Raw genomic sequence first — 11,412 nt, forward strand, 5'->3', positions numbered from 1 at the left:
TGATTGTCCTTGATATATCGGTGTCGAGGCGCGTCCTGCTCGATATGCCAATCGCCGCTGCCAGGGATAGCCTCCGCATGGCTTGTCCGCGGTAGCGCGCGCGAGGCAGCTTCGCCGATCTGGCGCCCGGAACGGCGATCCGCCCTCAGTCCCCCGGCTTCCCCGCGCCGTACATCACCGCCTTCAGGTTCATGAACTCGTGCATCCCCCACGGCCCGAGCTCCCGCCCGTGCCCGGACAGCTTCACGCCCCCGAACGGCGCCTCCGGTGTCGAGGCGAGCAACGCATTCACTGCGGTCATCCCCGACTGGATATCCCGCGCAAACCGCTCGATCTCTTCCTCGTCGTTGGTCCACACCGCCGAGCCCAGCCCATAGGGCACGTCGTTCGCCAGCGCGATCGCAGCGTCGATATCGTCGGCCTTGTAGACCGCCGCGACCGGCCCGAAAATCTCCTCCTTCGCCACGTCGCTCTCCGGATCGAGCCCGACCAGTACCCCCGGCGTCATCCACGCGCCCTCGCGCGCGATCTTCTCGGCACCGAACAGCAAGGTCGCCCCCGCCGCCGTCGCCCGCTCGACTTGCTCCAGCACCGTGTCGCGCTGCGCCTCGCTCGAAAGCGGCCCCATGCCGGTGTCCCTCGCCATCGGGTCGCCGATCTTCACGGCCTTCATCCCCGTGGAGAACTTCTCCAGAAACGCGTCATACACCTCCGCATGGACGATCATCCGCTTGGCGCAGATGCAGCTCTGCCCGGCATTCTGTACCCGCGCAGTCACCGCAGTCTTCGCCGCCAGGTCGAGATCGGCCGAGGGCATCACGATCAGCGGGTCCGATCCGCCCAGCTCGAGCACCACTTTCTTGAGCGCCTTGCCTGCCGCCGCCGCCACCTTGGCACCCGCGCCTTCGCTGCCGGTCAGCGTCACCGCGACCACGCGCTTGTCGGCGATGATATCGGAAACCTTGTCGGACTTGATCGCCAGGTTCTGGAACAGTCCGTCGGGCGCGCCCGCCGCGCTCGCCAGCTGCTGCATCAGCGCCGCGCAGCCCTGCACGCTCGACGCATGCTTCAACAGCGCCACATTGCCCGCCATGATCGTCGGCGCGAGGAAGCGGATCACCTGCCAGTACGGGAAATTCCACGGCATCACCGCCAGCACCGGCCCCATCGGCAGCCAGCGCGCCACCGCGCGGCCAGTCGGGGTCGTGACTTCGCTCGGCTCCAGATAGCCCGGACCCCGCTCGGCATAGTGCCGGAACCCCGAAATGCACTTCTCGACCTCGGCGAGCGCGCCGGTGATCGTCTTGCCCATTTCCTTGACCGCCATCTCGGCGAGATGCTGCTTGTTCGCCTCCCACTGGTCGGCGATCGCGCCTAGCAAAGCAGTGCGCTGCTCCAGCGGCGAAGTACGCCACGACTGGTAACAGGTCTGCGCGCGCGTCAGCGCCAGTTCGATGCCGTCCGCGTCGAGCTCCTTGAAGGTCTCGCCGGCCTCGCCGGTCGCGGGATTGATGCTGGTGAACATGGGATCTCCTCGAAACGCAGCCCCAACATGTGACGTGGTTCGGCGGTTGCAATCCCCGCCCGCCCTGCCGCATAGCGGGCGAATGGCAGACGAAGCGCAAATCTCCGAACTCTCGTTCGAGGACGCCCTCAAGGAACTCGAACGGATCGTCGGGCGGCTCGAAAGCGGCGACGCGCAGCTCCAGGAGGCGATCGACCTCTATGAGCGCGGCGACCAGCTCCGCCGCCAATGCGCCGCCCGGCTCGATGCCGCCCAGTCGCGCATTGAGGCGATCCGCACCGATGCGCAGGGCCGGGCCGCCGGCACCGCGCCGTTCGCGGCCGCCTGACCGGGTTGGCGGGCGTGGCCGATGCGTCCCTCGCGCTCCAGGCAGCGCTGCGGCAGGTCTCCACCGAGATCGACCGCCAGTTCGATCTGCTGCTGGCGATCCCCGACGATCCCCGCCAGGGCCTGTACCGCGCGATGCGCCACGCCGCGATCGGCGGCGGCAAGCGGCTGCGGCCGCTGCTCGTGTTCGGCACTGCGGGGCTGTTCGGCGTCGATCGCGCGGCCATCGCCCGCGTCGCTACCGCGCTCGAATGCATTCATGTCTATTCGCTGATCCACGACGATCTGCCCGCGATGGACGATGACGATTTGCGCCGCGGCAAGCCGACGGTGCATAAGGCATTCGACGAGGCGACGGCGATCCTGGCCGGCGATTGCCTCCACGCATTGGCGTTCGAATTGCTCGCCTCCGAAGCTACCCATCCCGATCCTTTCGTCCGCATCGAGTTGGTCGGCGCACTCGCCCATGCTTCGGGACCCGCGGGCATGGCCGGCGGGCAGATGATGGATCTGGAGGCCGAGAAGGCCAGCTACGATCTGACCACCGTTACCCGGCTGCAGGCGATGAAGACCGGCGCGCTGATCTCATGCGCAGTCGAATCGGGCGCAATCCTCGGCCGTCTCCCGCCAGAGGGGCGCACCGGGCTGCGCGGCTATGCCCGCGATGTCGGCCTCGCCTTCCAGATCGCCGACGACATCCTCGATGCCGAGGGCGACGAGGAACTGGCCGGCAAGAAGCTGCGCAAGGACGAAGCGGCGGGCAAGGAGACGTTCCTCTCCCTGCTCGGTCTCGATCGCGCCCGCGAACAGGCACGCCTGCTCGTCGATCAGGCGATCGCCCACCTCAAGCCCTATGGCGCCGAGGCGGACCTGCTGCGCGACATCGCCCGCTACACGCTGGAGAGAGACCGATGACCATCCGCACCGGCGTCTACCCCGGCACCTTTGATCCGATCACCCGCGGCCATATGGACATCATCCGCCGCGGCGCGAAGCTGGTCGACCGGCTGGTGATCGGGGTGACCACCAATCCGTCCAAGTCGCCGATGTTCAGCATCGAAGAGCGGATGGAGATGGTGAAGCGCGAGACCGCCGACATCGAAGGCGACATCCGTGTCGTCAGCTTCGATTCGCTGCTGATGGACTTCGCCGAGCGCTCGGGCGCCAGCATGATCGTCCGCGGCCTGCGCGCCGTCGCCGATTTCGAGTATGAATATCAGATGGCGGGGATGAACCAGCAGCTCAACCACCGCATCGAGACGGTGTTCCTGATGGCCGATGTGTCGCTCCAGCCGATCGCCAGCCGCTTGGTCAAGGAAATCGCGCTCTATGGCGGCGCGATCCACAAGTTCGTCAGCGCCGCAGTCGAGGCCGATGTCGCCCGCCGCGTCTCGGAGATCGGCCGCAAGGGGTCCTGAGCACCGGCGGAAACGCTGCCTTTTCGCCGCCACACCTTTGCTCTAGACCGTTGCCCGACAAGAAGAATCCGAGTGGGGATGTTGATGCGTTTCGTTGCCGCCCTGGCCGCTGCTGCCGCCATGTTGATTGCCATGCCCGCCGCCGCGCAGAAGGGCCCTGCCGCCAAGCCCGAAATCGAGACGTTCAAGGGCGTCGCCGCCGATCCCAAGGCTGCGATCGCAACTGCTGTTGCCGCGGATCCCGAGAATACCTGGATCCTCGATCTGTCTTCGGGCGGCCGCGTCACTATCCGCCTGCGCCCCGATGTCGCGCCCAAGATGGTCGCGCAGGTCAAGACGCTCACTCGCCGCAAATTCTATGACGGCGTCATCTTCCACCGCGTGATCGACGGTTCGGAGAACATGGCGCAGGGCGGCGACCCGACCGGCACCGGCGGCGGCGAATCCGACCTTCCCGACGTTCCTGCCGAGTTCAACAACCTGCCGCACGTCCGCGGCGCGGTCTCGGCGGCGCGTACCAAGGAACCGGACAGCGCCAACAGCCAGTTCTTCATCATGTTCGGCCCGCGCCTCGGCTTCGACCATGACTATACCGTGTTCGGCCGCGTCTCGGAGGGCATGCAATGGGTCGATAAGATCGAGCGCGGCGAGCCGCCCGCATCCCCGACCCGCATCGTCCACGCCTATATCGCCGCCGACAATCCTCCGGCGTATCAGCCGGCCCCGGTCGTCGCGCCCGCGCTTCCGGAGGGCGAGACCAAGGTCACGCTGCCGCAATAAGTGAAGGTCGATCTTTTCGATTTCGAGCTGCCGTCCGAACGGATCGCGCTGCGCCCCGCGGCGCCGCGCGATTCCGCGCGCCTGCTGGTGCTCGATCGGGCCGGCACGCACGATGCTTCGGTCGGCAACCTGCCCTCGTTCCTGCACAGCGGCGACCTGCTCGTGTTCAACGACACCCGCGTCATCCCCGCGCAGCTCGAGGGGCTTCGCGGCGAGGCGCGCATCGGCGCGACGCTGCATAAGCGGGAGGGGCCGCGCCGCTGGCGCGCCTTCATCCGCAATGCCAAGAAGCTGCGCGAAGGCGAGAGCGTCGATTTCGGCCAGGGCGTGACTGCGCTGGCGTCGGACCGCGCCGGGGATGGCAGCTTCGTGCTCGACTTCGCCGGCGAGGAGCCGGTGGAGCTGCTCCTCGAACGCTGCGGCCGGATGCCGCTCCCGCCCTATATCGCCTCGAAGCGCCCCACCGATGCGCGCGATGCCGACGATTACCAGACGATGTTCGCCAGCCGGCCCGGCGCCGTCGCCGCGCCCACTGCTGCGCTGCATTTCACGCCCGAACTGCTCGCCGCGCTCGACGCCGCCGGCATCGGCCACACCACGCTGACGCTGCACGTCGGCGCGGGCACCTTCCTGCCGGTGAAGGCGGAGGATACTGCCGACCACAAGATGCACGCGGAATGGGGCCGCATCGACGCCGCCACTGCCGACCGGCTCAACGCGGTTCGTGCCGCGGGCGGGCGGGTGATCGCGGTCGGCACCACCAGTCTGCGCCTGATCGAAAGCGCCGCGGGCGAGGACGGCGTCATCCGGCCGTTCGACGGCGACACCGCGATCTTCATCACCCCGGGCTACCGGTTCAGGGGCATCGACGGGCTCGTCACCAATTTTCACTTGCCACGCTCGACCTTGTTCATGCTGGTATCGGCGCTGATGGGGCGCGAGCGCATGCAGGCGGCCTATGCCCATGCGATTGCCGCCGACTATCGCTTCTACAGCTATGGCGACGCCAGCCTGTTGCTGCCCTGACGGAAGGACAAGGATGCGCCTGTTTCTGCTGCTCGCCGCTTTCGTCGCCACGCCCGCGCTGGCGCAGCAGGCGCCACCCGTGGTTCCGGCCGTCCCGGCCGCCCGCGCCCAGCCTACACCTACCCTAGCAGCCGAACCCGTCGCAGTGATGATCGCCGCGTTCGATCGCGATGGCGATGCGAAGGTCTCTCGCGCCGAGTTCGAAGCCGGGCTGCGCCAGAGCTTCGACAGCGTCGATACCCGCAAGACCGGCGCGCTCGGCTACATCGCCTTTTCCGACTGGTCGGAGCGCTGGCTGGGCGACCGCAACACCCTGCCCAGTCCGTTCGAGACCGATCGCGACGGCGATAACCGCATCACCTATGCCGAGCTCGCCGCGCGTTTCGTGCTGCTGTTCGATCGCTTCGACACCAACAAGGACGGCACGATCACGCGCAACGAGCTGCTGACCGTCAGGCCGCAGATGTTCGGTGACCCGCGCCGCCGCGGCCGCGACACGGCCCCCGCGGCACCGCGCAACTGAACGTCTAGCATCTCAGGCGCATGCGCGGTTAAACGGCAGACATGGCCGGACATCACGACCACGATCATCTTCACGCGCACGCGCCGGCCGATTTCGGCCGCGCCTTCGCGATCGGCACGGTCCTCAACGTCGGCTTCGTCTTGATCGAAGGCGCTGCGGGGTTTCTCACCGATTCGGTCGCGCTGCTCGCCGATGCAGGCCACAATCTCTCCGACGTGCTCGGGCTGCTCGTCGCCTGGGCGGCAGTCGAGCTCGCCAAGCGCCCTGCGTCGAAGCGCTTCACCTATGGCCTGCGCAGCAGCTCGATCCTGGCCGCGCTGACGAATTCGGTGCTGCTGCTCGTCGCGGTCGGCGCGATCGCCTGGGAAGCGGCCGGGCGCTTCTCCGATCCCCCGGCGATCGAGGGGACCACGGTGATGATCGTCGCCGCCGCAGGCATCGTCGTGAACCTCTCCACGGCGCTGCTGTTCGCGCGCGGCCGCAAGAACGACATCAACATCCGCGGCGCCTATCTGCACATGGCCGCCGACGCCGCGGTCTCGGCTGGCGTGGTGATCGGAGGCGCGCTGATCCTGTGGACCGGCTCCGAATGGATCGATCCAGCGATCAGCCTGGTGATCGTCGCGGTAATCCTGTGGAGCACCTGGGGCCTGGCGCGCGAATCGCTCACTATGGTGCTTCAGGCCGTACCCGACGGGATCGACGCCGATGCCGTGCGGACCACGCTGGCCCGCCTGCCCGGCGTGGCGCGGGTACACGATCTCCATATCTGGCCGATGAGCACCACCGAGGCCGCGCTCACTGCGCACCTCGTCATGCCGGGCGGCCACCCCGGCGATGCCTTTCTCAGGGACCTCCAGCATCGCCTCGCGCATGATTTCCGCATCGACCACGCCACTGTCCAGATCGAATTGGGCGACGGCGCCGAGTGCCGGATGCACGGGCACGCCCATGGCTGATACGGCATCCGCCCAGGCCTCACCGATTGCACGGGCCGCCCCGATCCGGCTGGTGATCTTCGATTTCGACGGCACGCTGTCCGACAGCGGCGACTGGTTCCTGTCGGTCGTCGATCAACTTGCCCGGCGCTTCCGCTTCCGTACCGTCGCGCCCGACCAGGTCGAGATGCTGCGCCACAAGAGCTCGCGCGAAGTGATCGATTTTCTCGGCATCTCGCGCTGGAAGATGCCGCTGATCGCGCGCCACCTGCGTAAGCTGGTCGGCCTGAACGCGCATCAGATCGAACTCTTCCCGGGCACGCCCGATCTGTTGGAGCGGCTGGCCGACACCGGCGTTAAGATCGCACTGGTGACGTCGAATTCCGAAGCCAATGCGCGCAAGATCCTCGGCGACGGACATGCCGCGCGGATCGATTTCTATGCCTGCGGCTCCTCGCTGTTCGGCAAGGCGCCCAAGTTCCGCCGCGTCCTCAAGAAGATGGGCATCCCCGCCGCGCAGGCGCTGGCGATCGGCGACGAGACCCGCGATGTCGATGCCGCGCGCGAAGTGGGGATGCGCGCCGGATCGGTGCTGTGGGGCTATGCCAGCGAGACCGCGCTGGGCGCGCTCGAGCCCGATGCGCTGTTCCGCGAGCCGCAGGACATTCTCGACTATATCGCCGCACACCGGCCCTAGCGCTCAATCGAGATGCACCGCCAGCCACACGGTGGCGCGGTCCTTTGCCGTCCATGTCACCCAATGCGCCTGCCCGCCCCCGATCCACACATGATCGCCCGGCGCGAGCGCGACCTCAGCCGAATCTTCGATCCGCAGCCCCGCCGCACCCTCCAGCAGCAGCACCCATTCGTCCTGCTCCTGCACCATCGGTTCGTCCTGCGGCGTCGCCTGCCCGCGCGAGACGATCCGCTCGATCCGGATGCCCGGGCGCGCCAGCACTTCGCTGAATGCCTCGGCGCGCTCTGCCGCGGGCAGCTTCGCCAGAAGATTGGCGACCTTCACCTTGAATCGCGGCTTGGGCCTGGGTTTCGGCGCGGGCGCAACCTTGAGCTTCGGCCGCGCCTTGACCGAGCCCGCCGACTTGCTCCACGCGTTGCTGGCCGCGCCGCGCAGGTAGTCCTCGATCGCTTCGGCGCTGGCGGTGAGGCCGTCCTCTCCGATGCCGAACACCGCCGCGCCCTGCGCATCGTTCAACCCGTATTTGCCGAAGTCGCCGCCCGGCTTGCGCCGCCGCGAACTGAGCAGGCTGAGCCCACGATGCGCCGCCATCTCCCGGAGCTTGTCGGTCGTCTCGTTCGGCATGCGTTACTCCAGATCCCTTTCCCGTTGTGGAGAGGGAGGGAACCGACTTTAGTCGGCGGAAGGGTGAGGGGGAGTGAGACTCATGCCCCCTCACCCTTCCACTCCCACAACGGGAGAGGGAGTAGACTCCGCCCGCCACTCGCGCCAAGGCAATGTTCATGCCCCGCTTCCAGTTCACCATCCATGCCACCGACGGCAAGGCGCGTCTCGGCACAATCGCGATGCAGCGCGGCGAGATCCGCACCCCCGCCTTCATGCCCGTCGGCACCGCCGCCACGGTCAAGGCCGTCAAGCCGCAGGACGTCCGCGCCTCGGGCGCCGACATATTGCTCGGCAACACCTATCACCTGATGCTCCGCCCCACCGCCGAGCGCGTCCACAAGCTCGGCGGGCTGCACAAGTTCATGGGCTGGGACCGCCCGATCCTCACCGATTCGGGCGGCTATCAGGTGATGAGCCTGTCCGAGCTGACCAAGCGCAGCGAGGAAGGCATTGTCTTCAAGTCGCACCTCGACGGCTCGCGGCATATGCTCAGCCCCGAACGCTCGATGGAGATCCAGCGGCTGCTTGGCTCGAACATCGTCATGGCGTTCGACGAACTCGTCCCTACCACCTCCACTCGCGACGTCCAGGCCGCGGCGATGGAGCGATCGATGCGCTGGGCGAAGCGAAGCCGCGCCGGCTTCGACGCGGGCGGAGAGCATGCCGCGAACAACGCGCTGTTCGGCATTCAGCAAGGCGCGCTTGACCAAAGCTTCCGCAAGTCCAGCGCCGATGCATTGCTCGACATCGGCTTCGATGGGTATGCGATCGGCGGCCTCGCGGTCGGCGAAGGCCAGGAGGCGATGTTCGGCGTGCTCGACTACGCCCCCGGCCAGCTCGATGTGGCCAAACCGCGCTATCTGATGGGCGTCGGCAAGCCCGACGACATCGTCGGCGCCGTCGAGCGCGGTGTTGACATGTTCGATTGCGTCCTCCCCACGCGGAGCGGCCGCACCGGCCAGGCCTTCACTCGCACCGGCCCGATCAACATCCGCAACGCAAAATTCGCCGAGGACGACGGCCCCCTCGATCCCGCCTGCGCCTGCCCGACCTGCACGGGCTGGAGCCGCGCCTATATCCACCATCTCGTCCGCGCCGGCGAAATCCTCGGCGCGATGCTGATGACCGAGCATAATCTCTGGTTTTACCAGCAGCTCATGGCCGATCTGCGCGCGGCGATCGGCGAATCCCGGCTGAGCGCCTTCGCGAACGACTTCCGCCGCGACTATCGCACCGCGCCCAAGGCTTAGCTTAACCATCTTCTGTTTCGTCGCGGGACTGCCCGGAATCGACGGGCGCATCGTTTAACGTTTCGCGATATATGGACTGCCGATCGGAGCCGTCGGGGCTCCATGGGGCAGCGATATTGTTCTGGCGGCGGTTTACTCGGATGCAGGCGCGCGGGCTGGCGACGGCGGCGATCGTATCGCTGGTCGGCGCAGGCTTCTCGGCGCAGGCGCTGAGCCCCGAACCTGAGACCAGGTCCGACAAGCCGGCGCTCGCCGGCTATGAAGCCGACGATCACTTCCCCGGCGCGGCCTATTACACGGCAGTCTCCGACGAAGCCGGCGCAGCGACCGGCACCACCGGCACGATCGCGCTTCCCGAGATGCCGGTGCCCGCAAATGCCGTGATCGATTCCTCGATCCAGCCCGCCGTGCCGTTTCGCGTCGCCGGCACTGCAATCGATAATGCCCGGGCGCTGCAGTGCCTGACCACCGCGATTTACTATGAAGCGGCAAGCGAACCCGATGACGGCCAGCGCGCCGTCGCGCAGGTCGTGCTCAATCGCGTCCGCCATCCCGCCTTCCCCGCCACCGTCTGCGGCGTGGTGTTCCAGGGCTCGGAGAAGCGCGGCTGCCAGTTCAGCTTCGCCTGTGACGGCGCGATGGCGCGCATCCCGTCGCGCACCGCATGGGCACGCGCCGCGCGCGTCGCCGAGTCCGCCCTTGCCGGCAGCGTGTTCGCCCCCGTCGGCATGGCGACGCATTATCACACCTATGCGGTCACGCCATCGTGGAACCGCAGCCTAGTGATGACCGGCGTCTACGGCGCGCATTTCTTCCACCGCTGGAAGGGCTGGTGGGGCATGGCCGCGGCGTTCCGCCAGGCCTATCTGGGCGGCGAACCGCTTCCGGCACCGCACGCCAGCGCGACGACGGTCGCGGCGGCGGCTCCAGCGCTCCCACAGGCCGCGGCCCAGCCCGTCCCGACCGGCCGCGAGGCAGTCCAGCCCGCCTATGTCCAGAGCGGCACGCCGACTGCGAGCTACACCGCATCGGACGCCGACTCGCAGATCCTCGACAAGTGGAAGGACAGCGGCAAGCCGCTGCGCTGAGCAATCAGCGCCGAGGACCGGTAGGTCCGAGCGTCAAGCTACCGTTAACCTGACGACCCTAAGAGTAAGCGGGCGCTCTCACTGCGGTGAGGCAAGAGAGCGCCCGCGCTGCCGCGCTCGGGTCATCCGGGGGGAGATGACGCGGCAGCTGTCGGAAAACCTGTGTGATGTGCGAAGTCCCCCGGCTTCGCCTCGAACGTTGCGCACCTTGCTGGCTGGTCGGCCGCCGGCGCGCGATACGCTCAACCCATCATCGCGGCGCAATCGATACGGTGATGAGATCGCTGTACAAACCCGCGCGCTTGCCCGCGACGCTGCCGATCACGAAGCGCATCGGCAGCGATTCGCGGGTCGGGTCGGTGTTGGAGGAGGTGTAGTTTGCGGTCGAGCCGAGCGAGAGCGTCTTTTCGCCGATCATGAGCTGATACGGCACGCTCCAGTTCGAATCGGCCATCCGAAGCTGGCCATTGTTCTTGGAAACGAATTCAAGCCGATACGCGCGCGTGCTCGCCACGGTCATGTTGAGCGGCACCTTGGCAATGCCTTCGCTCAGCTCGCCCAGATCGACCAGCGCCTGGCCGCCGTTACGGCGATACTGGCCCGAAAGCCCGAGCACCGCCGACGGCAGCACGTTGACGCCGAGCACGAACGCGCGCGACGCAAGCAGATTGCCGCGGCCCTTCTGTTCGGCGACCAGCATCACGCGCTGGCTGTACAGCCCGTCATTGACCAGCCCGTCCTCGTTCACGGCGAACTGGAAGCGCACCAGCTGCTGGCTGTGCGGCTGAACCACCACCGCGCGCTGCGTCGCGCGCGCGATCGTCCGTCCCGAGGTGGGCGTCGCGTTGCTGTTCGAGAACTGGTCGAGCAGCGTATAGGGAACGCGGCCCTGCCGGCCGTCGGGCGCCAGGCCGAACGGCTCCTGATCGACGACGAAGACGGGGTCGAAGGTGCACGCCGCGCCGCCCTCATTGTTGAACACCACGTCATAGGTCGCGATCGGCACGTTGGTCGCGAAGGGATCATAGCCCTGGATGACCCAGTTGGTGACGCCGCCCTCGATGCGCAGCGCGCACTCCGAACGTGCCGCCAGCGATGCGGTTTGGGACCAGGCGGGGCCGGCCGAAGCCAGCGCCGCGGCGGTTGCCAGAGAGGCCGAAATCAGGGTCTTCAT

General features: G+C 67.4%; 13 protein-coding genes. 10 read left to right on the forward strand and 3 right to left on the reverse strand.

Translation table 11 applies throughout. The features are described 5' to 3' along the window. Nucleotides 1-145: 145 nt before the first annotated feature. Complete coding sequence (locus tag BXU08_RS12820; protein WP_077510417.1) at nucleotides 146-1,525, reverse strand: NAD-dependent succinate-semialdehyde dehydrogenase; 1,380 nt, start codon at nucleotides 1,523-1,525, stop codon at nucleotides 146-148. Between the two features lie 82 nt (nucleotides 1,526-1,607). Here BXU08_RS12820 and BXU08_RS12825 point away from each other — a divergent pair, with 82 nt between their 5' ends. The 8 genes from BXU08_RS12825 to BXU08_RS12860 all read left to right on the forward strand — a co-directional run bounded on the left by BXU08_RS12825 (nucleotide 1,608) and on the right by BXU08_RS12860 (nucleotide 7,234). After that, nucleotides 1,608-1,853: an exodeoxyribonuclease VII small subunit gene (locus BXU08_RS12825; RefSeq protein ID WP_077510418.1), complete on the forward strand. Its 246-nt coding sequence runs from the start codon at nucleotides 1,608-1,610 to the stop codon at nucleotides 1,851-1,853. Nucleotides 1,854-1,858: 5 nt separating this feature from the next. Beyond that, entirely contained in the window at nucleotides 1,859-2,767 is a 909-nt protein-coding gene (locus BXU08_RS12830) for a polyprenyl synthetase family protein (protein WP_077510419.1), read from the forward strand. Nucleotides 2,768-2,769: 2 nt separating this feature from the next. Next, nucleotides 2,770-3,270 carry a pantetheine-phosphate adenylyltransferase gene (gene coaD, locus BXU08_RS12835; RefSeq protein WP_171982608.1) on the forward strand — a complete coding sequence of 167 codons (501 nt, stop codon included), beginning with the start codon at nucleotides 2,770-2,772 and terminating at the stop codon, nucleotides 3,268-3,270. A gap of 84 nt (nucleotides 3,271-3,354) precedes the next feature. Beyond that, complete coding sequence (locus tag BXU08_RS12840) at nucleotides 3,355-4,050, forward strand: peptidylprolyl isomerase (protein ID WP_077512362.1); 696 nt, start codon at nucleotides 3,355-3,357, stop codon at nucleotides 4,048-4,050. After that, nucleotides 4,051-5,076: a tRNA preQ1(34) S-adenosylmethionine ribosyltransferase-isomerase QueA gene (queA, locus tag BXU08_RS12845; protein WP_077510421.1), complete on the forward strand. Its 1,026-nt coding sequence runs from the start codon at nucleotides 4,051-4,053 to the stop codon at nucleotides 5,074-5,076. A gap of 13 nt (nucleotides 5,077-5,089) precedes the next feature. Then, nucleotides 5,090-5,599, forward strand: a complete 510-nt coding sequence (locus BXU08_RS12850) for an EF-hand domain-containing protein (protein ID WP_077510422.1) — start codon at nucleotides 5,090-5,092, stop codon at nucleotides 5,597-5,599. 41 nt (nucleotides 5,600-5,640) lie between these two features. Further along, a complete protein-coding gene (locus BXU08_RS12855; protein WP_077510423.1) occupies nucleotides 5,641-6,558 on the forward strand; it encodes a cation diffusion facilitator family transporter in 918 nt (305 codons plus the stop codon). Next, on the forward strand, nucleotides 6,551-7,234 hold the full coding sequence (locus BXU08_RS12860) for an HAD-IA family hydrolase (protein WP_077510424.1): 684 nt from the start codon (nucleotides 6,551-6,553) through the stop codon (nucleotides 7,232-7,234). The genes BXU08_RS12855 and BXU08_RS12860 overlap by 8 nt, the downstream gene beginning before the upstream one ends. A gap of 3 nt (nucleotides 7,235-7,237) precedes the next feature. Here BXU08_RS12860 and BXU08_RS20360 read toward each other — a convergent pair whose 3' ends face one another. Beyond that, entirely contained in the window at nucleotides 7,238-7,858 is a 621-nt protein-coding gene (locus BXU08_RS20360) for a hypothetical protein (RefSeq protein ID WP_253190364.1), read from the reverse strand. A gap of 158 nt (nucleotides 7,859-8,016) precedes the next feature. Between BXU08_RS20360 and tgt the strand changes: the two genes are divergently transcribed. Both tgt and BXU08_RS12875 read left to right on the forward strand, forming a co-directional pair. Continuing rightward, a complete protein-coding gene (gene tgt, locus BXU08_RS12870; RefSeq protein WP_077512366.1) occupies nucleotides 8,017-9,150 on the forward strand; it encodes a tRNA guanosine(34) transglycosylase Tgt in 1,134 nt (377 codons plus the stop codon). Nucleotides 9,151-9,266: 116 nt separating this feature from the next. Next, entirely contained in the window at nucleotides 9,267-10,238 is a 972-nt protein-coding gene (locus BXU08_RS12875; protein ID WP_253190365.1) for a cell wall hydrolase, read from the forward strand. A 250-nt stretch (nucleotides 10,239-10,488) separates the two neighbouring features. Here the strand turns inward: BXU08_RS12875 and BXU08_RS12880 are convergent, their stop codons facing one another. Then, entirely contained in the window at nucleotides 10,489-11,412 is a 924-nt protein-coding gene (locus BXU08_RS12880) for a hypothetical protein (protein WP_077510426.1), read from the reverse strand.

This window comes from Sphingomonas sp. LM7, assembly GCF_002002925.1.
Lineage (GTDB): Bacteria > Pseudomonadota > Alphaproteobacteria > Sphingomonadales > Sphingomonadaceae > Sphingomonas.

What these genes read in the sequence shown, in the direction of transcription:
- BXU08_RS12820 (WP_077510417.1), bottom strand. Translation starts at nt 1,525, where the DNA reads ATGTTCACCAGCATCAATCCCGCGACCGGCGAGGCCGGCGAGACCTTC.
- BXU08_RS12825 (WP_077510418.1), top strand. Translation starts at nt 1,608, where the DNA reads ATGGCAGACGAAGCGCAAATCTCCGAACTCTCGTTCGAGGACGCCCTC.
- BXU08_RS12840 (WP_077512362.1), top strand. Translation starts at nt 3,355, where the DNA reads ATGCGTTTCGTTGCCGCCCTGGCCGCTGCTGCCGCCATGTTGATTGCC.
- BXU08_RS12850 (WP_077510422.1), top strand. Translation starts at nt 5,090, where the DNA reads ATGCGCCTGTTTCTGCTGCTCGCCGCTTTCGTCGCCACGCCCGCGCTG.
- BXU08_RS12855 (WP_077510423.1), top strand. Translation starts at nt 5,641, where the DNA reads ATGGCCGGACATCACGACCACGATCATCTTCACGCGCACGCGCCGGCC.
- BXU08_RS12860 (WP_077510424.1), top strand. Translation starts at nt 6,551, where the DNA reads ATGGCTGATACGGCATCCGCCCAGGCCTCACCGATTGCACGGGCCGCC.
- BXU08_RS20360 (WP_253190364.1), bottom strand. Translation starts at nt 7,858, where the DNA reads ATGCCGAACGAGACGACCGACAAGCTCCGGGAGATGGCGGCGCATCGT.
- tgt (WP_077512366.1), top strand. Translation starts at nt 8,017, where the DNA reads ATGCCCCGCTTCCAGTTCACCATCCATGCCACCGACGGCAAGGCGCGT.
- BXU08_RS12880 (WP_077510426.1), bottom strand. Translation starts at nt 11,412, where the DNA reads ATGAAGACCCTGATTTCGGCCTCTCTGGCAACCGCCGCGGCGCTGGCT.